The 21,077-nt window shown below is 33.6% G+C and carries 18 protein-coding genes; all 18 read left to right on the top strand.

Going from position 1 to position 21,077, the window contains the following annotated elements; translation table 11 throughout:
• The first annotated feature begins 48 nt into the window (after positions 1-48).
• Entirely contained in the window at positions 49-1,410 is a 1,362-nt protein-coding gene (gene rlmD, locus HALSAC_RS0105245) for a 23S rRNA (uracil(1939)-C(5))-methyltransferase RlmD (protein WP_156924144.1), read from the top strand.
• 213 nt (positions 1,411-1,623) lie between these two features.
• Entirely contained in the window at positions 1,624-2,445 is an 822-nt protein-coding gene (locus HALSAC_RS0105240; protein ID WP_027339372.1) for an ion transporter, read from the top strand.
• 36 nt (positions 2,446-2,481) lie between these two features.
• Positions 2,482-3,735: a GTPase HflX gene (gene hflX, locus HALSAC_RS0105235; protein ID WP_027339371.1), complete on the top strand. Its 1,254-nt coding sequence runs from the start codon at positions 2,482-2,484 to the stop codon at positions 3,733-3,735.
• 210 nt (positions 3,736-3,945) lie between these two features.
• Positions 3,946-5,415, top strand: coding sequence for a protein adenylyltransferase SelO (locus HALSAC_RS0105230; RefSeq protein WP_027339370.1), 1,470 nt, complete (start codon positions 3,946-3,948; stop codon positions 5,413-5,415).
• A gap of 449 nt (positions 5,416-5,864) precedes the next feature.
• On the top strand, positions 5,865-6,962 hold the full coding sequence (locus tag HALSAC_RS0105225; RefSeq protein ID WP_027339369.1) for a hypothetical protein: 1,098 nt from the start codon (positions 5,865-5,867) through the stop codon (positions 6,960-6,962).
• Positions 6,963-7,331: 369 nt separating this feature from the next.
• Positions 7,332-8,837: a cardiolipin synthase gene (cls, locus tag HALSAC_RS0105220; RefSeq protein WP_051412090.1), complete on the top strand. Its 1,506-nt coding sequence runs from the start codon at positions 7,332-7,334 to the stop codon at positions 8,835-8,837.
• A gap of 123 nt (positions 8,838-8,960) precedes the next feature.
• On the top strand, positions 8,961-10,397 hold the full coding sequence (locus HALSAC_RS0105215) for a phospholipase D-like domain-containing protein (RefSeq protein WP_051412089.1): 1,437 nt from the start codon (positions 8,961-8,963) through the stop codon (positions 10,395-10,397).
• Between the two features lie 93 nt (positions 10,398-10,490).
• Complete coding sequence (locus HALSAC_RS0105210; RefSeq protein ID WP_027339366.1) at positions 10,491-11,567, top strand: AI-2E family transporter; 1,077 nt, start codon at positions 10,491-10,493, stop codon at positions 11,565-11,567.
• Between the two features lie 156 nt (positions 11,568-11,723).
• Positions 11,724-12,188: a GAF domain-containing protein gene (locus tag HALSAC_RS0105205; protein WP_027339365.1), complete on the top strand. Its 465-nt coding sequence runs from the start codon at positions 11,724-11,726 to the stop codon at positions 12,186-12,188.
• A gap of 93 nt (positions 12,189-12,281) precedes the next feature.
• The gene (locus HALSAC_RS0105200) at positions 12,282-12,482 is read left to right on the top strand and encodes a cold-shock protein (RefSeq protein ID WP_027339364.1); all 201 of its coding nucleotides are present in this window, start codon (positions 12,282-12,284) and stop codon (positions 12,480-12,482) included.
• Positions 12,483-13,136: 654 nt separating this feature from the next.
• Positions 13,137-13,886: a patatin-like phospholipase family protein gene (locus tag HALSAC_RS0105195; RefSeq protein ID WP_027339363.1), complete on the top strand. Its 750-nt coding sequence runs from the start codon at positions 13,137-13,139 to the stop codon at positions 13,884-13,886.
• Between the two features lie 416 nt (positions 13,887-14,302).
• A complete protein-coding gene (ahpC, locus tag HALSAC_RS0105190) occupies positions 14,303-14,866 on the top strand; it encodes an alkyl hydroperoxide reductase subunit C (RefSeq protein WP_027339362.1) in 564 nt (187 codons plus the stop codon).
• A gap of 12 nt (positions 14,867-14,878) precedes the next feature.
• Entirely contained in the window at positions 14,879-16,411 is a 1,533-nt protein-coding gene (gene ahpF / locus HALSAC_RS0105185) for an alkyl hydroperoxide reductase subunit F (RefSeq protein ID WP_027339361.1), read from the top strand.
• A gap of 164 nt (positions 16,412-16,575) precedes the next feature.
• Positions 16,576-16,716 (top strand): hypothetical protein, encoded by a 141-nt coding sequence (locus tag HALSAC_RS17040; RefSeq protein ID WP_156924143.1) that lies wholly within the window; start codon positions 16,576-16,578, stop codon positions 16,714-16,716.
• Positions 16,717-17,233: 517 nt separating this feature from the next.
• Complete coding sequence (locus HALSAC_RS0105175) at positions 17,234-18,115, top strand: hypothetical protein (RefSeq protein ID WP_027339360.1); 882 nt, start codon at positions 17,234-17,236, stop codon at positions 18,113-18,115.
• An 85-nt stretch (positions 18,116-18,200) separates the two neighbouring features.
• On the top strand, positions 18,201-19,385 hold the full coding sequence (locus HALSAC_RS0105170) for an IS256 family transposase (RefSeq protein ID WP_027339359.1): 1,185 nt from the start codon (positions 18,201-18,203) through the stop codon (positions 19,383-19,385).
• Positions 19,386-19,820: 435 nt separating this feature from the next.
• The gene (locus tag HALSAC_RS0105165) at positions 19,821-20,756 is read left to right on the top strand and encodes an aspartate carbamoyltransferase catalytic subunit (protein ID WP_027339358.1); all 936 of its coding nucleotides are present in this window, start codon (positions 19,821-19,823) and stop codon (positions 20,754-20,756) included.
• The coding region (locus HALSAC_RS15110) for an amidohydrolase family protein (protein ID WP_035571304.1) at positions 20,749-21,077 on the top strand (329 nt) is incomplete at its 3' end. The genes HALSAC_RS0105165 and HALSAC_RS15110, both read left to right, overlap by 8 nt.

The following is a 21,077-nucleotide window of genomic DNA, read 5'->3' as shown; positions in this document are numbered from 1 at the left end:
CAATTATCCACTATCAATTATCAATTGCAATAAGAAGGAGGATGTTAGATGGCGAAGGTGAAGAAGAAGGCGGTTTTAGAGGTTGAGATTGAAGATTCGATCTTTCCTAATACAGGTATAGCTAGGGTTGATGGGCATGAGATAAGAGTTAGAAATGCTCTTCCAGGCCAGAAGGTTAAGGTCTATCTAAGTAGAAAGCGGAAGAATTACTATAAGGCCAAGTTATTGGATCTTTTAGAGAGATCTCCATTAGAAGGTGAAGTAAAATGTGATCATTATGATCAATGTGGTGGGTGTAGTCAGCAAAGTATTGATTATGGTCTACAAGTTGAGACTAAAGGCAAGCAGGTTCAACACCTTCTTGATAGTTCTGGTATTGAAGGTTACCAGTTTTTAGGTATAGAGCCAAGCCCTAGTCCCTTTGAATACAGAAATAAGATGGAGTTCTCCTTTGGTGATTTGGAGAAGGGTGGAGAGTTACAGCTTGGCTTGCACCCAAGAAGAAGGCGTTTTGATATCATTAGCGTAAATACCTGCCACTTAGTAGATAATGATTTTAGAATTATCCTAGAGACAGTTTTAAATTACTTTAGAGAAAAAGGTTTAAAAAAGTATCATATTCAAAGCAGAGAAGGGTATCTTCGTAATCTAGTAGTTAGAAAGGGAATCAATACCGGTGAGATTCTAGTGAATCTTGTAACTACCTCTCAGGTTGACCATGACCCTATTGAATTGAGTAAAGAGTTAGAAGGGTTAGATTATAAGGGGGAGTTGGTAGGATTTTTACAAACAATCAATAATAGCTTTTCTGATGTGGTACAATGTGATGAGCTTATAGTTCATTATGGTAGGGACCATTACTTTGAAGAGTTATTAGGATTAAGATTTAAGGTGAAACCTTTCTCCTTTTTCCAACCTAATACTTTAGGGGCAGAGAAGTTGTATTCTATAGTCAAATACTTTTTAGGAGATGCTGATGATAAGGTTCTTTATGACCTTTATTGCGGGACCGGGACTATTGGGCAGGTTGTAGCTTCTGAAGCAAAAGAGGTGGTTGGAATAGAGATAGTAGAAGAGGCGGTAGAGACTGCAAGGGAGAATGCCAATCTTAACGGTATTGATAACTGTCGTTTTATCGCTGGAGATGTTCTAGAGAAGATAGATGAACTAACAAAGAAGCCTGATCTGATAATCTTAGATCCACCTAGGGCAGGGATTCATCCTAAGGCCTTAGAGAAGATAATCAACTTTGGTTGCGAGGAGATAGTCTATGTATCCTGTAATCCTAAGAGTCTAGCTAGAGACTTGGTAGAGTTTCAAGGGGCAGGTTATAAGGTAGGAAAGGTTAAGTCTGTTGATATGTTCCCTCATACAGGCCATGTTGAGACGGTGGCATTGATAGAAAAGTGATATTAAAATAATCGGATTCTCTATAGAAATTCAAATAGGTTGAGCTAATTATTAGTAAATCTAACAGATTGATTTTATGGAAAATCATCATTTGCTACCTTTATTAAAGGTGATGATTAAGGAGGGGTAATGTTTAGGTTTTAACAAAGGCTAGAATATTCTAGCCTTTTTCTTTATAATACTTAAAATATATAAGAAGGGAAGAACAATGATTTGATATTCATAGATGATAAGATAAAGGATAAGTTGTATGATATTATATTTGAAACCGATACTAGAGCAGGCAAGGCCTTTGATATTCTTTTAATCGTTACGATTCTTTGTAATAGCCTTCTAATTATTCTTGAAAGTGTAGATATTATAAGAGAAAGCTATGGAATGGTGATAGCCTTTTTGGGATGGGTCTTTATAATCATCTTTACAACAGAGTATATACTAAGGCTTCTTGTGGTAGAGAGTAAGATTAGATATCTTTTAAGCTTCTTTGGGATAATCGATTTACTGGCTATTATGCCGGTCTTTTTTGCTTTGGTTTTTCCAGAGGTGAGATTTCTTGTTGTAGTTCGAATCTTTAGGCTACTTAGAATGTTTAATATCTTTAAGATGGGTCGTTATATCGATGAATCTAGTTATCTGCTAAATGCTCTAAGAGCTAGCAGGGCCAAAATTACAGTCTTTTTAGTTGCAATATTATTTATTATCGTTATGGTGGGATCAGTAATGTATATTGCAGAGGGGCCTGAGAATGGCTTTGTTAGTATTCCTACATCTATGTACTGGGCCGTCGTTACCGTCTCCACCGTAGGCTATGGGGATATATCACCACAGACTTCTATTGGAAAGATGATTTCTAGTCTGCTGATGATTATTGGTTATGGGATTATAGCCGTGCCTACAGGGATTATATCTCATGAGCTGGCCAACACCTCTAAAAGTAAAGAGGAGGAAAAGCTATGTTCTAACTGCTCTGCTAGGGCTTATAGTTTAGATGATAGCTTCTGCTCTAAATGTGGTTCTAGACTTGAAGGTGGTTGATAAAATAATAAATAATGGTGTGAGAGGAGCGATGATATGGATATTAAAAATAGAGCGATTTTGATAGGTGTGAATATAAATAATCAGATTGATTTTAAAGAGTCGATGGAAGAGTTAAAAGAGCTGGTCTTGGCCTGTGAATTGGAGGTTGCGGGCCAACTAGAACAGAATCTAGCCAGAATTAATAGTAAATATCATATTGGCTCAGGTAAGGTTAAAGAGGCTGAAGAGTTAATATTTGATAAGGGAGCAGATGTTGTAGTCTTTAATAATGAACTATCTCCATCTCAATTAAGAAACTTAGAGAAGGTTTTAGATTGTCAGATCATAGATAGGACTGCACTTATCTTGGAGATATTTGCTAGAAGGGCTAAAACAAAGGAGGCTAAGCTTCAAGTGGAGTTGGCCCGGCTTCAATATATGCTACCAAGGCTCATAGGGGGAAGTGAGTCCTTAAGTCAGCAGGTTGGTGGTGGTGCTATAACTAGGGGTGCAGGAGAGAAGAAGCTAGAACTTGATCGTAGAAGGATACAAAAGAGGATTTCAAAGCTAAAAGATGAATTAAAGTCGATCTCTAAGGAACGCCAAAACCAGAGAAAAAGAAGGATTGAAGAGAATCTGCCTAATGTTGCTCTAGTAGGTTATACAAATGCAGGAAAATCAACTCTAATGAATACGATGATTGAGCTTTTTGAGGAAACTAGCAAGAATAAGGTCTTAGAGAAGGATATGTTGTTTGCTACTCTTAAAACTTCGGTTAGAAATATTACATTACCAGATAATAAGAGCTTTCTTTTATCTGATACAGTTGGTTTTGTAAGTGATTTACCCCATAATTTAATTAAGGCTTTTAGGTCAACCTTACAAGAGGTTAGAGAAGCAGATCTATTATTACATGTGATAGATCTTTCAAATCCCAATTATGAACAACAGATAGAGGTGACAAAGAAGACTTTAAAAGAAATAGGTGCAAGAGATGTGCCGATGATATATGTATATAATAAGGCTGATCTAACTGGTGAAGATTTTCCTTTGGTCATAGATGATAGAGTTTATATTTCTGCTAGTAAAAGAATTGGAATAGATGAATTAATAGAGTTGATGGGTAAAGAAATCTTTAGAGACTATGTCCAATGCCAAATGCTCATTCCTTATGAAGAAGGTAGTCTAATCTCATATTTCAATGAGAATGCCAATGTTAAAGAGATGAGTCATGAGTATAATGGGACTCTATTAACTTTAGAGTGTAAAGAGAGCGACTATAAGCGATACCAGGAGTTTGTTTATTAAGTGGATCAAGAGTTGGATGGATATTTGGTAAAAAGTTAAATTTTATAGTAATAAAGTGTCACTTTCGTGCCACTAGTAATAAAGCGTTATTTAAATTATGTGCAAAATAGAACTTTTCAACGGTCGTATAATGATTTTGGCTAAAGTAGATACTAACAATAAGCAATCAATCAAATTTGCAAAACAACTCAAAAGAGAAGGAGTTATAAGATGACGAAGTTAGAAACAGTAGTAGAGACAAGCTGGAATTTAGAGAATAGTTATGCTGATTTACCAGAAAGATTCTTTACTAAGGTTGAACCAACTCCTGTATCTGCGCCAGAATTGGTTATTCTAAATAGTTCTTTGGCAGAAGCCTTGGACTTAAATGTAGTAGAACTAGAAGAAGAAGTAGAAGTCTTTGCAGGTAATAAGCTTCCCGAAGGTTCTACACCAATTGCTCAGGCTTATGCTGGACATCAATTTGGTCACTTTACTATGCTTGGTGATGGACGAGCTATATTGTTAGGGGAGCAGGTCACTTCTTGGGGAGAGCGTTTTGATATACAACTTAAGGGTTCAGGTAAGACCCCTTATTCTCGTAGAGGTGATGGTCGGGCTACTTTAGGGCCAATGCTTCGGGAATATATAATCAGTGAAGCAATGTATGGACTTGGTATTCCCACTACCCGTAGTTTGGCAGTAGTCAAGACTGGTGAAGGGGTAATGCGTGAAAGTCAATTGTCTGGTGCAGTTTTAACTCGAGTGGCTAGTAGTCATTTACGGGTTGGAACCTTTGAATATATTTCACAATGGGGTAGCAAGGAAGAGTTAAAGATTTTAGCTGATTACGCAATAGATAGACATTTTCCAGAAGTTAAAAATGGCGAGAATCCTTATATTTCTCTACTTCAAGAGGTAATAAGACGTCAGGCTTCATTGATTGCTAAATGGCAGTTGGTTGGCTTTATCCATGGGGTGATGAACACAGATAATATGACAATTAGTGGAGAGACCATCGATTATGGCCCTTGTGCCTTTATGGATGTCTATGACAGGAAGACAGTCTTTAGCTCTATAGATCGTAGAGGCCGTTACGCTTATATCAATCAGCCAGCAATTGGAGAATGGAATCTGGCTCGATTTGCCCAGACACTTCTCCCTCTTATTGATGATGATCAAGGCAGGGCTCTTCAGTTGGCCCGGAATGAGGTTGTAAAGTTTAGTCAATTATATCAATCTGATTGGCTTGAAGGAATGAGGGTCAAGCTTGGGATATTCAATGAAGAGCCAGGGGATAAGACCCTTATTGAAGATCTGCTTAATATGATGGAAGAGTATGAATCAGATTATAGCAATATCTTTCGGGCGTTGGCCCTTGATGATTTAGAGGGTATGAAACTATTTAAAAGAGAAGAATTTAACCAATGGTATCATCGTTGGCAGGAAAGGTTGGGAAGGCAGGAAGAATCAAAGGAGTGCTCTCAACAACTTATGCGCGATAGCAACCCGGCTTTAATACCTCGCAACCATCGAGTAGAAGAAGCGCTAAAAGCAGCAGTAGAAGAAGGAGACTATAGTGTGATGGAACGGCTTCTTAAAGTTCTTTCAAATCCTTACGCATATTCTTCTGAACAAGAGAAATATACTACTCCACCTGAACCGTCAGATACTCCTTACCGAACCTTCTGTGGGACTTGATTTTAATATGAATTATAAATTTAAAAAGTTCTCTCAAAGAATATTCTTTGAGAGAACTTTTTAAATTTAAGTAAATCAATAAGATGTTAAATTCTTGGTATGGCTATTAGGGATTTAGATATTTTAATCTTTCAGCTGATGGCTGATAGCAGATGTCTCTAGTTAATATTTGTGAAATATTTATTAATAATATTTACTTTATGAATAGCTAAAAAACAGAGTTACTTTACAGGCTATAAGAAAATGATATGTTTTAACACTGAAATATTGACAAATTTTTATCAAAAGATAAAAAAATCTCCTTAGAAGAAAACCTATAAAATTACTTGACTATATAACAAGGTGAGTGTTATAATGATATCAGTAATAAATTATTAAGGATTGTGATTTTTTTCTTAATAATTGTGAAATAATTCTTAATTATTCTAACAAAAAAGGGAGGAATTATTATGAAGAAAAGAAATATTTTTTTTGCATTAGTTTTATCATTGGTGGTTCTTGTAGTAGGTTGCAATGATCAAGCAGCTACTACTTCAGAAACTGATTCACTTGCAGGTACTTATGTTGGTCGTTCTTGGAGAGGTCAGACAGATGGTGTTGATGAGTTTGATGCAGACAAGACTGACAGATATGTCGAAACCATCTTAACACTTGATGATGATGGAATTATTCTAGACGCTCAAATGAGATTTTTCAGAAAGATTGATGGTTATTGGGCTCGTCGTGATGATGATAGTGCTGATATATGGGTAGATTTTGATGTAGATCCTACTATGTCCAGATTTAATGATGCTGGTGAGTATGAACTTGGAAATTCTATGTTTACCGTTTCAACTACTGATATGATGTCTTTATATGCTGTAGCAGTAGACGAAGATACTGGTGATGTTGCAGCTTTACTTGTTGATCCATGGTATAGATTTGTACATGAGTTGAGATTAGGTCCAGACTTTGACTTTGAAAATGCAACTGTTGGTGAGGACTTAAATTATGGATCAGGTAATTTCTTTGCTACTAAAAGGGCAGCTAGAACTAATGAGATTGATTGGGAAGGTGACTATGGTAATAACACTATTTTTGATTTCAGTCAGTGGAATTACGTAATGACTAGACGTGGAGTATTTGAAGGAATGGATGGAGATACCTCTGTAAAAGACTTCTTAGTAGCAATGGGTGTTGAATTTGTTAACGGACAGCCACAAGCAATGGACGTTGCATATGGTTATCATAGTGCAGGTGGTTGGTCTGGTAATATGGCAGCTATTGAAGATTTCTTAATCGGTCAAGATGCAACTGAGCTTACTAATTTATATGATGTAGATTCTGTATTGGCTGGTCAAACAAAGCCTATATCAGCTGCTATCAATGAGGATAATATCTTTGGTTTAGATGTAGAGAGTGGAGCTTCTAGAAATATTCAAGATGGATTTGATACTGTAGGTGGTGCAACTGTAAGAGTATCTAGAGAAGCTACAGCTTATCAGCGTGCATTGCAAGCAGCTGGTATTCTTGATGAAGATGAAGTAATTGTTACTGATCGAATCTAAGTAGTATTTAGATAACTATTTATTTTAAATAATAAAAAACTGATTCTTGAGTTTAAACTCAAGAATCAGTTTTTTATTATTTGAAGAGACAGTTAAGTTTAAAGGATAAGAGATAAAATAGATATGAGTCTTGAGCTGTGAGTTATGAGTCCAAGAACACAAGGGGTTAAAAATAGATAAGATCTAAGAGTAGAGTGCAAAGAGCTGCGCTCTTTGTATGGCACATAAAAAAAGGGGAATAGACTTTTATGTTGAATAATTATAATGGTCTTCTTTTTATGTTAATTTAAGGCGGCTATTATACATATCCTAATTATAGAGGGGGTGAAGAAGATTAAACTCATTAAAAAGTTTCTGTTTCATAGGAGTATGTTTCTGGCAATTGCTATATTGGTACAGTTATTTGTTTTAATAGGTGTAATCTTAAAATTCCAGGAATACTTCGTATTGTTTTATGCTTTAAGCATACTTATCAGTATAATTGTAGTTTTAGCAATTATAAATAATCATATAAATCCAGTCTATAAGATGGCTTGGATTATACCGATATTGCTTTTTCCTATATTTGGAGGGCTGTTTTATATCTTCTTTGGTGGAAAGAAGCTAGGAAAGAGGGCCAAAAATAAGATGAAATCTATAGAAGAGAGAACAAAGAAAGCCTTACCACGCCAAGATTTGGTTTTAGAAGAGATGAAAAAAGAAGATGAGCTTGCAGCTAATCAATCAAGTTATATCCAAAACTATGCTTTTTCTCCTCCTTATAATAAAACAAAGGCTGAATACCTTACTATTGGAGAGTTGAAATTTGAAAGATTAAAAGAAGAATTGAAAAAAGCTAAAAATTATATTTTCTTAGAGTATTTTATTATAGAAGAGGGGGAGATGTGGAATAGTATACTTGATATATTAGTCGAGAAAGCAGCAGAAGGTGTAGATGTTCGTGTTATATATGATGACGTAGGCTGTTTATTTACCTTACCATATAAATATGATGAAAAACTTGAAAAGATGGGGATCAAATGCTCAGTCTTTAATCCCCTAACTCCAATATTATCCTCTACCTTCAATAACAGGGATCATCGCAAAATTGCAATAATCGATGGACATACAGGCTTTACAGGAGGGATTAATCTAGCTGATGAATATATTAATGAGATTGAAAAGTATGGCCATTGGAAAGATTCTGCTATCATACTTAAAGGAGAGGGAGTTTGGAGTATGACAGTAATGTTCTTGTCGATGTGGGATTATCTAAGAGGTATTGAAGAGGACTTTAGAGAATTTAAATATGATAAGAAATTAGAGTTAGATAATGTAAAGGGTAATAATGGATATATTCAGCCCTTTGCAGATAGCCCTTTAGATGATGAGACTGTTGGAGAGGTAGTCTATCTTAATTTGATTAATAAAGCTAAAAGATATGTTTATATAACAACCCCTTATTTAATTATCGATAATGAAATGGTAACAGCACTATCATCAGCTGCTAAAGCTGGGGTAGATATCCGGATAATTACCCCCTATCATGCAGATAAATGGTACGTTCATGCAGTTACTAGATCTTATTATAAGATCCTTATTGAAAGTGGGGTAAAGATTTATGAGTATTTGCCAGGTTTTATCCATTCTAAGACCTATATATCAGATGATGAGTATGGTGTTGTTGGTACTATAAATATGGATTACAGGAGCTTGTATTTACACTTTGAGTGTGGTGTTTGGATGTATAATTCTAGTGCCATTGCTGAAATGAAAGAAGATTTTCTTAATACCTTAAAAGAGTGTAAAGAGATTACTATAGAAGACTTCAATGATACTAGATGGTATGAAGCATTAGGGCGTTCAGTTTTGCGTGTTTTTGCTCCATTAATGTAAAAAATAATTTATAAAAAAGTTACAAATATAATGCCATGGAGGTTAAATCACCTACATGGCTATTGCTATAGTTAGGAGGGGTCTAATTTTATCTTTGAGTTAATATAGTTGGAGGTGGTGTTGATGAGGATTGAGAAGGCTAAATCAACATTTGGGAAAATTTTAATCCTATATTTTCTGTATGCTTTTATAACTGGTGTTATAATATTTCTCTTCCATGGGAATAAAAAAGATTTATACTTTACTTCTAATAAAATTCAAAGATTTTGGGGTGAAGAAATAGGGCAAGACAGAGTAGCGCTTATTGAAGATAGATGTCTTTCGGGGAAAAGTCGAATTGATCTTATTAATAATGCAGAAGGGACTCTTGATATTGCTTATTATACTATACATAAAGGGTTTTCAAGTAAGGTTTTTTTTGGGAAAATATTAGAGGCAGCAGATAGAGGAGTAAAGGTCCGGATTTTATTGGATGGAATTTTTCATAATTTAAGAGGGGCTTCAAGGGATATAAAGTATGCATTATTGATGCACCCTAATATTGAACTTAAATTTTATGAACCTTTAAGCTTCTTTAGGCCGTGGACTTGGAATAATAGGCTTCATGATAAGTATATTATTGTTGATAATAAATTTGCTATGATAGGTGGCAGGAATATAGGGGATAAATTTTTTCTGAAAGATTATAAGGGTGAAGTCGTATATGATAGGGATGTAGTTATCATTAATACTGATGTGAATAATTCTATAGGTAGTGTTATAATAGATATGAAAGAATACTTTGAGAATGTATGGGGGCATCATTTTTCTAAACATCCTATTGTGAGATTAAGTAATTATCAGATGAGAAGGGGAAGGGAGAAGGAAGTTTATCTAAAGGGGTTTATAGAAAAAACAAATGAGATTAATCCTAAAATCTTTAGCCACAGTATAGATTGGTATGGGATATCAGTATCAACAAATAAAATAACATTAATACATAATCCAATTACACGCTTTAATAAAGAGCCGTGGGTTTTAGGTGAAATTGCTAGACTTATCAAAGAGGCAGAGGAATCTATATTAATTCAAAGTCCCTATATCATTCCAACTAAGGAGATGTTAAAATATATACCTGTCGAGAGTATCGGATCAAAAGAAGTTAGCATATTAACCAATTCAATTGCTTCTAGTCCTAATTACTTTGCTATGTCAGGATATAGAAATAATAGAAAAGCTATTGTAGATTATACTACAAATTTATATGAATACCATGGTAAAGGGTCGATACATGGGAAAACATTTATAATTGATGACCAAATAAACCTAGTAGGATCTTTTAATTTAGATTCTAGAAGTTCTTTTTTAAGTACTGAGTCTATGGTCGTTATAGATAGCAAGGAGTTTACAGAAGCTTTAAAGCAAGAAACTGATAACTTGATAAAGGAAAGTTTGTTGGTAGGAGAGGATTATTCTTATAAAGATAATCCTTTAGTAGAGGAACGTAGACTACCTATAATAAAGGACTTGATTATAAGAGTGTTATCAGTTGCTGCTTACTTTTTTGATTTCTTACTTTGATTAAATGAAAAAAAGGTAGCAAAGTTTAGTACTTATTTTGAAGTAATTACTGAACTAATTGAGGGTTAATTTTATTAAAGGAGTAGATAAAGGATGAATACAAAGATGTTTAAAATAGGTTATGGGATTTTGCTATTATTTCTGATTATATATGTAGGCTCATTGATTAGTTGGATCTTTAATCCCTTTGTTGTGATATTTGAAACCTTATTTATTCCACTTATTCTTGCGGGTTTTCTCTTTTATTTATTAAGGCCCCTTGTTAAAATAATGGAGAATAAACTATCCAAAACTATATCGATTATATTATTATTCTTTGGTTTGATTTGTATAATAATAAGTTTACTAATTGTAATTGGCCCTATACTACAAAGGCAATTCTATAGTTTGATAAATAGTATTCCCTTCATTGTTTCTGAGATACAAAGGGGTCTTATGAATATTCAACAAAGTGAAACGATTCAGCGTTATGGACTAAATGAGACCTTAAATTTAGATGGAGTAATCTTTGAGATTGGGGATTTGATTAACCGATTAGGGAAAGTTTTTGCAACAGAGATTGCTAATATTATAGGGGCGGTAGCCAATGCAGTTCTTGCCTTACTTATTGTTCCTTTTATTCTCTTTTACCTGCTCAAGGAGGGGGAGAAGTTTGGGGAGTCAGTTCTAAAGATCTTCAATGAGAAGAAACGTGATGATATCCAATCTATTTTTAAAGGGATCGATAAGACTCTTAGTGCTTATATACAGGGCCAAGGGATTGTTTGCCTTTGTGTAGGCCTTTTATGTTATATAATCTTTTTGATTGTTGGCCTTGACTATGCATTATTACTGGGTGTAATAGCTGGAGTTACAAATATAATTCCCTACTTTGGCCCTTGGATTGGAACGGTTCCTGCTGTAATTGTTGCTTTGGTCCAATCGCCAATGATGGGCTTAGTTGTTTTAATGTTAGTTGCTATCATTCAACAGATAGAGAGTAGCATTATAGCGCCTCAGGTAATTGGGAAAAAATTAAAGATACATCCGATCATAATTATATTCTTGATTCTAATAGTAGGTCGTTTAATGGGGTTAATTGGTATGATACTGGCTGTCCCAACTTATGCAATCTTAAAGGTGATATTGGTGCATAGTGTTCAAATTTGGAGGTTGAAGAGAGGAAGTTAACTAGCTTTATTGAAACTTAATTTTTTGCAAGTTTTAAATAATTAAAATATAATTTGTAAAGAGGAATAACTAAATAGTATATAAGTTAGTGTATTAATTAGTTATAGAAGATAATTTTTTTAACAAAGTAATCATTTAAGGTGAGGAGTGAGATAAATGAATGAAGTAGAAGTTTACAAAAATATACTTACCCAAGTCGATGGTCTAACAGCTAATGAAGATGATCTGATCGCTAATTTAGCCAATACTGCTGCTGTATTATACAATGAGCTTGATGAGGTTAATTGGGCTGGCTTTTATCTATGGAAAGATGGTGAGTTGGTTCTTGGCCCGTTTCAAGGAAAACCTGCTTGTATTAGAATAGCAAAGGGTAAAGGTGTTTGTGGAACTGCTTTGGAGAAGGAGCAAACTTTAATAGTAGAAGATGTACATCAATTCCCTGGTCATATAGTATGTGATGCAGAATCTAAGTCAGAGATTGTAGTTCCTATTATAGTTGAAGGTGAAGTTAAGGGAGTGCTAGATATTGACAGCCCAATTTTGAATAGGTTTAATAATATTGGGAAAGAGTATTTAACAAAGATAGTCAAAATCTTAGTTCAAAGATCTAGGTGGAGTTAAAAGTCTAAGAAATATTAAAAAAAGTTTGAAAAAATCTAATCAATGTGTTACAATTAATTTATTAACAAGTTAAAATTAGGAGGAATTAAGTTTATGGAAAAAGGAACAGTAAAATGGTTTGATGCAGAAAAAGGTTATGGTTTTATTGAAACAGCAGGAGGAGACGATGTATTCGTACATTTCTCTGCAATTGGAGGAGACGGATTCAAGACTTTAGAAGAAGGTCAAGAAGTAGAATTTGATATTGTAGAGGGCGATAGAGGTCCTCAAGCATCAAACGTAGTTAAGTTATAATTGAATATATTGCGAAAGCAATAATATATATTATCGCTTAAGTAAACTTAAAGAAGCCCTTTTAGGGCTTCTTTTTTATGTGTGCTATGTAAATTATTAAAAAGGAGAAATTGAAGGAGTCTTCAATAAGTATATAAGAGGTAAATTCCTAAGAAGGAATTTTACTTTCTCTTTTGCTTAGCTTAGGTATATTTCTTTTAAAGTTGGACTTTAATTTAAGGTTTGTGGATGATTAAGTAACAGTTTTTTTAGAAGTAGTACCATCACTTGATCCTCCTTATACCTTTTTAATGGGAGAGCTGGGGATTTAAGAGCCGTGTAATAAATATTGAGTTAAAGGTCGAAGAGAATATTTTATGCTTAGAGGTAATCAGTCAGGGGTCTATTAATTTTTTAAGAAAATTTAAGGTATTTTAGAATGGTAGTTGTTATAATAGTGAATGGGTAAATACTAAATATACGATTAGAATAGAGGTTTTTATTTTAGATTAGATATTGTCTATTTATATAAAAAAATCTCTACTACTCACAGTGAGTAGTAGAGATTTTTTTATTAAAGAGGAAAAGAGAAGTCTTTGCTTAATTAATAAATAGAGTAAAGGACAACTAAAGGTATTTAGGTAGTGTATAAATAAAAAAAGGGAGGTTTTAAGCATGAAAAAGAAGATTGGCTTAGCCTTAGGTGGAGGCGGAGCAAGAGGATTTGCTCATTTAGGAGTTTTAAAAGCTTTAGAAGAAGAGGGGATAAGTTTTGACCTGATTTCAGGTGTTAGTGCTGGGGCAATTGTTGGAGTCTTTTTAGCTGCTGGTAAAAGTTCTGATGAAATAATGACTTTGATGAAAGAGAATAAATTTACCGATTATGCTAAAGCTAATTTGCCTGTAAAGGGTCTGTTGAACTTAGATAATCTAAAAACAAACTTAGAAAAATACTTAGATGAGCGTAAATTTAATGATCTTAAGTATCCTCTTTATGTTGCAGCAACGGATTTAAAAGCAGGTAAGGTTGATTATTTGAATGTTGGCCCGTTGATTCCGGCTATTCAGGCTTCATCTTCTATTCCAGTATTATTTTGCCCAGTTGAGATAGGTGATAAAGTTTATGTTGATGGGGGGTTACTAGATAATGTTCCCATTGAACCATTGATAGGTAAATGTGATAAGATCATTGCGATTAATATTATGCCCTTACAAAGATCTGAAAAAGTAGATAACTTGGTAGATATTGCAGTTAGAACTTTTCAATTAAGCGTAAATGCCAACAATGATGAGTTAAAAGAAGAGTGTGATCTCTTTATAGAACCTAAAGGGTTGGTAGACTATCATATCTTAGATACTAAGTATGCAGATAAGCTTTTTGAGATTGGTTATGATTATATTAAAAATCTTGATATTAAACTTTAGATATATTATTATAGTGATAATTTAAAACAATTAACCCACTGCCTGAGCAGTGGGTTAATTGTTTTTTGGAGATGTTAAAAATTGCAGATGAGAAGAAATAATATTTAAAGGTAATAACATTGTATTATTAGATATCTGTATTAAGAAGAGTTTAGTATTAAGAGTGATTCTTCATAATAACAGGGGGTGTATTTTTTATAGATTAAAACATTATAGTTAGTAGATAAATTACATATACTTATGGTATGACAGGGTTAAGATTATAGTTGTTTGTATAGAAAATAAAAAAACAACTATAATTTTCTTGACAAACGGTTATTTTTATGCAATAATACTATTAGTAACAATTACTAATACAAACAAGAGGCTTCATTAATTTTTTGAAGATCTCAAATAAAAAATAGGAGGAATTTATTATGTCATTAGTAGGAAAAGAAGTATTACCATTTAAAGCCCAAGCTTTTCAGAAGGGTGAATTTTTAGAGGTTACAGAAGAAAGCTTTAAAGGAAACTGGAGTGTAGTAGTATTCTATCCAGCAGACTTTACATTTGTATGCCCCACGGAATTAGAAGATTTACAAAGTGAATATGAAAATTTAAAGGAGCTTGGTGTTGAGGTATACTCAGTTTCAACAGATACCCACTTTACACATAAAGCATGGCACGATAACTCAGAAACTATAGGGAAGATTGAGTACGTTATGGTTGGTGACCCATCACATACCCTATCTAGAAACTTTGATGTACTTATTGAAGAAGAGGGTCTTGCTGATCGTGGTACTTTTATTATTGATCCAGATGGTGTAGTTCAAGGAGTAGAAATTAATGCAGGTAATATGGGACGAGACGCAAGTGCTCTTGTAAGTAAAATCAAAGCTGCCCAATATGTAAGAAATAATCCAGGAGAAGTATGTCCTGCTAAATGGAAAGAAGGTAGTAAAACCCTTAAACCAAACCTTGATCTTGTAGGAAAAATTTAAGGAGCTGGTTAAATGATGTTAGATGCAGATGTAAAAGCACAATTAAATGAATACCTTCAACTGATGGAAGGTGATGTGCTAATCAAGGTGAGTGTTGGATCTGATGAAGTATCCAAGGATATGCTTGCTTTGATGGAGGAGTTGACCTCAATCTCTTCAAAAATAAAGGTAGAAGAGACCCCTTTAGAAAGAACGCCCAGCTTTAGTGTGAATCGTGTTGGCGAAGACACAGGGGTCACCTTCGCCGGTATTCCTTTAGGTCATGAATTTACTTCATTAGTATTAGCTATACTACAGGTAAGTGGTAGAGCTCCAAAGGTTGAAGAGGGAGTAGTTAAGCAAATCAAAAATATTCAAGGTGAATATCACTTTGAAACATATATTAGCTTAAGCTGTCATAACTGTCCTGACGTTGTGCAGGCATTAAACTTGATGAGTATTCTTAATCCGGGGATAAGTCACACTATGATTGATGGGGCAGTTTTTAAGGATGAAGTAGAAGATAAAAATATTTTAGCTGTACCTGCTATCTACTCAAATGGAGAATTCTTAGAAAGTGGGCGTATGTCTCTTGAAGAGATTCTTAAGAAGATGGGTAGTAGTATGGATGCCTCAGAGTTTGCTAATAAAGATCCCTATGATGTATTGATTATTGGTGGTGGTCCTGCTGGTGTAAGTGCAGCAGTTTATGCAGCTCGTAAAGGTATCCGCACTGGTATTGTTGCTCAACGTTTTGGTGGTCAGGTTATGGATACTTTGGCAATTGAGAATTTTATTGGTATGAAATATACTGAAGGGCCAAAATTGGTAGCAAGCCTTGAAGAGCACGTAAAGGATTACAATATTGATGTAATGAAATCACAACGGGCCAAAGGTCTGCAAAAGAATGATTTGGTCGAGGTTGAACTGGAAAATGGTGCTACTTTAAAGGGTAAGACAGCAATTATCTCAACTGGAGCTCGTTGGCGTAAGCTGGGTGTACCTGGCGAAGATAAGTTCAAGAACAAAGGGGTTGCTTACTGCCCTCATTGTGATGGGCCAATGTTTGAAGGAAAAGATGTAGCTGTAATTGGTGGAGGTAATTCTGGTGTTGAGGCAGCAATTGACTTAGCAGGCATTGTAAAGCATGTAACAGTCCTTGAGTTCTTGCCAGAACTAAAAGCCGATGAAGTATTACAAAAGCGTCTTTATAGTCTTGATAATGTAACAGTACTAACAAATGTTGAGACCAAAGAGATTACAGGTGATGATAAGGTAAATGGTATCAATTATGCTGATCGGGATACAGAAGAGACTGATCATATTGAGTTAGCAGGTGTATTCGTTCAGATTGGTCTTATTCCTAATACGGATTGGTTAGGAGAAGAAGTGGAACTTAACTCTTATGGAGAGATTGTTGTCGATGAACATGGAGCTACAAACTTAGCTGGGGTGTTTGCCGCAGGTGATTGTACCCATAGTCCATATAAACAGATTATTATTTCTATGGGGTCAGGTGCCACTGCAGCTTTAGGTGCCTTTGACTACTTGATCAGAAACGAATAGAATATATAGTGTGAAAAAGTCGGTTACTGCCAGTATGGTAGTAACCGACTTTTTTCTTTTCAATAAAACCTCAAAATCAAGGGCTATTTAACCACGAATGGACACGAATAGGCACTAATAAGGTCAAGTGAGAAGGTTAAAGGAGAGATGTAAGCAAGCCTAAATTGATTGAGTGGACAAAAGAATTTAAAAGGGATATAGCTAACTTACAGGCTATTGAAAAAGAGAAGCTATACCAACAGTACCTAATGTCAAAAGAAAGCAAGATAGAGGCATTTGGCGAGTTGTTGGCCCGAATAAAATGAAATTAATAGTAGACGCTTAAAGGGGCTGAGACTAAAAATTGATTAACCATACAATTAAAACAAGTGATTTGTTGGATAACTAAAGACAAAATTTAGAGGTTAGAAGGATAGAGAGATTATTAATAGATTATTATAGAGTTAATCTCAAAATTATTAGTGATAGGAAGTTTTTAGAGTATTTGATTGCTCCTTTAAAGAAAGATAACATTTTTATTAATGAATGAATAGATATTGTTTTAGTTATTTGATATAATAGTGGTGAGATTGATTCTCTTTTTGGTCGAAAATTATATATTAAAGAGGAGATTACTAGTGTTTTTATTTAGTTTTCTTGTGAAATGATCGGTTTTTACTTTAATTTTTTTGTATTTAAAAATAAAGAGTGCTATCATCTTCGGGGGAATCACCAGGGTGACCCATTTCGAAGAGTAGCACTCATCTTTTTAATAGTTTATGTAAGATTATTATATCATATTCTAAGATAATGTCAATAACTTATTTTAAGGAGAAGAAAAATATGGATAAAAATTTCTCAGCTAAAAAATATTTTGTGTATGGTTTTAAGAATTATATTGTTAATGATAATAAAATCTTATCTAAAAAATATAGACCTAGTATTAGAGAGTTATTATGTGATTATATAGAGATTCATTATGAGATAAGTAGTAGCCAAGAATATAAAAAACTAAAAAATGCAAGAGATGAATTGCTTTATTCAATAAGATTCTTTATAAAAGGCGGTGTTCTATATAATCAAAGCTTATATAGAATTGAACTAGAAATGTTGGTAAAGCAAATTGAAGAAAAAGAAAAGAATGGGCTATCATATACGAGTATATACAATACGTGTAAGGCACTTGTTAAAAAATTAGATAAAGATAATATTTATAATCATTTAATTGAACAAATAAAAAAAACTGAATCTTTTGCAGAAGTTGATAAGGTTATAGAAGTCATTATTAATGAATTACTATATGATGGTTATTCATTGAAATATGTTGATAATTGGTTTAATGAAAATATTATAAATAATGAATTAACTTATGAGAGAATAGACGATATATTAGATAAATTTAAAGATTTCAAAAGGGAAAAAGAAGTTTATGTTTATTATTTAGGTATATTAAATATCGAAGAATTTGATAATCAAATATTAATGAACCACAATTTAAAGCTCATAAGACAAAATGATGAAGAAATATCTTTATTAAATGAGAAGTATCAAACTAATATATTATCATATCTGCAATGTAAGAAAGCTTCTGATGTATTTGAATTACAAGTTAAAGCAATGGATGTATATAAAGGTTTAGAGATAATGAAAAATACTGTAAATTCATATTTTCAAATGATTACATATATCAGAAACGAGATAGTGTACAATATTATGTGTAAATGATTTTACAATAAAAAAGGAATCCTCCTTGAAAAGTTGAAAAGGTTAATCACCACAAAAAACCACTCAACTCAAAGGAGGATTCCATATGAATAGTATAATCCAAGAATTATTGAATGGTCAAGTAAATATTGATGAATTAATAAAAGAAATAATAAGAGATTTTTTAGAAACTATACTTGAAGCTGAGCTAACTGAACATTTAGGTTATTCTAAGTATGATGCTCAAGGCAAAAACTCAGGAAATAGCCGTAATGGTAGTTACAAGCGTAATCTAAAAACAAAGTATGGCGAAATTGAACAATTAAAAGTCCCACGTGATCGTAATGGTGAATTTGATACTATTTTATTTCAATCTCATCAGAGACAAGATAACTGGCTAGAAGAAATGATTGTTAACATGTATGCTAGAGGACTTAGCACAAGAGATATAGCTGATATCATAGAAAAACTATATGGTTCTAAGTATAGTCCAGCAAGTGTAAGCAATATAACTAGTGTTGCTTTGGAAGAATTAGAAAAATGGCATAACCGTCCTCTTAAAAAGCGATATAGCATTATTTTCATTGATGCTATGAGTATAAAGATACGTAGAGATTACGTAGATAATGAATCAGTTTATCTAATTATTGGTATCGATGAAAATGGTTATAGAGAGATACTTGATTTCTATATTGGAGTTAGTGAATCTTCTTCCCTTTGGGAAGAGATATTATTAACACTCAAAACAAGAGGCTTAGAACAAGTCCTATTAGGCGTTATGGATGGACTTCCAGGACTTACAGATACTTTCCTAAAAGTATTTCCTAAGGCTGATGTTCAGCGTTGTGTTGTCCATAAAGTCAGGAATAGCCTTGCAAAAGTACGCAATAAAGATTCAAAGGAACTAGCTGAAGATATGAAGTTAATTTATGAATCTACTACTTTAGAAAATGCAGAAGATGCTTTAAATGACTTTATTGACAAATGGAAGTCCAAATATTCTAGAGTAACAAATAGTTGGCTTAAGGATAAAAATGAATTATTAGCTTTTTTCAAATATCCTAATTCTATTAGAAAATCAATTTATACTACTAATTGGATAGAAAGAACTAATAAAGAAATTAGAAAAAGAACAAAAACAACTAATAGTTTACCTAATTTAGAAGCAGCTGAAAAACTCATTTACTTGCAAGTAAATCATTATAATGAAAAGTGGTCTAATAGAATAATGAAAGGATATAAGATTGCACAAGAAAAACTTCAACAATTTTTTGAGGAGCGATACCAATAAATTTATTTACACAAAATTATTGACACTACCATAAATTTTATATGATAATATTTCTTTAATAGAATAAAATAATTTAAAGCAATCTTTTAAATTAGTCCTGTGAGACTAGTAAAGATAGTATTTTTAAGTGTTAATTTGGAGGTCTGTAGTTTATCATCTTTAAATTAAGGCTTAAGGATATTAGTAAGTAGCAATTTTACTAGTCTTCCCTTAGGGAAGACTTTGTTATTTTAAATTGATAATAGTTATTGAAAAGAAATAAATAATTATTAAAAATATAATAGACCCTTTAAGTTAATCCAGAGAGGTTGGCAAGGGAGTGAGATTATCTTTAGGAGGAGTATAGCTACTGTTCTAAAGGTTAAGTAATTCTACCCTTATCACCTCGGTGATAAGGGTTTTTGTTTATAATTTATAACTAAGGTGGGTGTAATTATGGGAATTTTAAAGAATAAAGATTTAATTGGATTGGAAAAGCTAAGTAAGGAAGAGATTGAACTGATCTTAAATACTGCTAAGTCGATGAAGGATATTTTAAAAAGACCTATTAAGAAGGTTCCTACTTTAAGAGGGAAGTTGGTAGTCAACCTCTTTTATGAGCCAAGTACGAGGACAAGCTCCTCTTTTAGTTTGGCTGCTAAGAGGCTTAGTGCTGATGGAATGAATCTTTCAGCTAAGAGTAGTAGTGTTGTCAAGGGTGAATCTTTGGTAGATACAGCAAAGACATTAAAGGCTTTAGGAGCTGATGCTGTAGTTATTAGACATGGGATTCCAGGAGCAGCTAAGAAGTTAGGAGATACAATAGATATTCCTGTTTTAAACGCAGGAGATGGCGCTCATGAACACCCAACACAGGGTTTATTAGATATTTATACAATTTTAGAGGAACGAGGGAAGGTTGAGGGGCAAACAGTAGCTATTGTAGGAGATATTAAATATAGCCGTGTCGCCCGTTCTAATATCTGGGGTCTTAAGAAGTTAGGGGCCAAGGTTAGGGTTGTTGGTCCAAGCACCCTGATGCCTAAAGAGATTGAGAAGATGGGTGTAGAGGTTTATAATAACTTAGAAGATGGGATTGAAGGTGTAGATGTAATCAATCTTTTAAGAATTCAAAAAGAACGTCAAGGAAAATCCTTATTCCCAACGATAAGGGAGTATGCAAAGTTTTATGGGTTAAGAAAGAAGCACTTAGCTTTAGCTAAGGAGGATATGACTTTAATGCACCCTGGGCCAATAAATCGTGGAGTTGAGATATCTTCAGATCTAGCTTATAGCGGGCAAGCAGTAATTGAAGATCAAGTAGAGAATGGAGTTGCAATTAGAATGGCTTTATTATATCTCTTAATTGGAGGAGGAAGTAAAAGTGAATAAGTTATTACTAAAAGGCGGTAAATTAATCGACCCATTAAGCAAGAAAAAAGAAGAAAAAGATCTTCTGATAGAAGACGAAAAGATAGTAGAAATAGGAGAAGATTTGCAAGTTGTAGGAGCTCAAGTGATTGATGTCAAAGGAAAGGTGATAACACCTGGTTTTGTAGATATACATGTTCATTTAAGAGAACCTGGTTTTGAGTATAAGGAAACAATTGAAAGTGGTAGTAAGGCGGCTGCTAAAGGTGGTTTTACAACTATAGTAGCTATGCCCAATACCAATCCAGTAATCGATAATCCTTCCTTGGTGAGTTCAGTCTT

The sequence above is a fragment of the Halonatronum saccharophilum DSM 13868 genome, from assembly GCF_000517025.1.
Classification (GTDB): Bacteria; Bacillota; Halanaerobiia; order Halobacteroidales; family Halobacteroidaceae; genus Halonatronum; species Halonatronum saccharophilum.
This window is presented reverse-complemented; position numbering and strand designations above follow the sequence as displayed.

Bases quoted from the DNA above. Each gene is read 5' to 3' on its own strand.
- HALSAC_RS0105195 (WP_027339363.1), top strand. From the start codon at position 13,137: ATGAAAAAGAAGATTGGCTTAGCCTTAGGTGGAGGCGGAGCAAGAGGA.
- hflX (WP_027339371.1), top strand. From the start codon at position 2,482: ATGGATATTAAAAATAGAGCGATTTTGATAGGTGTGAATATAAATAAT.
- rlmD (WP_156924144.1), top strand. From the start codon at position 49: ATGGCGAAGGTGAAGAAGAAGGCGGTTTTAGAGGTTGAGATTGAAGAT.
- HALSAC_RS0105210 (WP_027339366.1), top strand. From the start codon at position 10,491: ATGAATACAAAGATGTTTAAAATAGGTTATGGGATTTTGCTATTATTT.
- HALSAC_RS0105200 (WP_027339364.1), top strand. From the start codon at position 12,282: ATGGAAAAAGGAACAGTAAAATGGTTTGATGCAGAAAAAGGTTATGGT.
- ahpC (WP_027339362.1), top strand. From the start codon at position 14,303: ATGTCATTAGTAGGAAAAGAAGTATTACCATTTAAAGCCCAAGCTTTT.
- HALSAC_RS0105205 (WP_027339365.1), top strand. From the start codon at position 11,724: ATGAATGAAGTAGAAGTTTACAAAAATATACTTACCCAAGTCGATGGT.
- ahpF (WP_027339361.1), top strand. From the start codon at position 14,879: ATGATGTTAGATGCAGATGTAAAAGCACAATTAAATGAATACCTTCAA.
- HALSAC_RS0105175 (WP_027339360.1), top strand. From the start codon at position 17,234: ATGGATAAAAATTTCTCAGCTAAAAAATATTTTGTGTATGGTTTTAAG.
- HALSAC_RS0105230 (WP_027339370.1), top strand. From the start codon at position 3,946: ATGACGAAGTTAGAAACAGTAGTAGAGACAAGCTGGAATTTAGAGAAT.
- HALSAC_RS0105225 (WP_027339369.1), top strand. From the start codon at position 5,865: ATGAAGAAAAGAAATATTTTTTTTGCATTAGTTTTATCATTGGTGGTT.
- HALSAC_RS0105165 (WP_027339358.1), top strand. From the start codon at position 19,821: ATGGGAATTTTAAAGAATAAAGATTTAATTGGATTGGAAAAGCTAAGT.
- cls (WP_051412090.1), top strand. From the start codon at position 7,332: ATGTTTCTGGCAATTGCTATATTGGTACAGTTATTTGTTTTAATAGGT.
- HALSAC_RS0105170 (WP_027339359.1), top strand. From the start codon at position 18,201: ATGAATAGTATAATCCAAGAATTATTGAATGGTCAAGTAAATATTGAT.
- HALSAC_RS0105215 (WP_051412089.1), top strand. From the start codon at position 8,961: ATGAGGATTGAGAAGGCTAAATCAACATTTGGGAAAATTTTAATCCTA.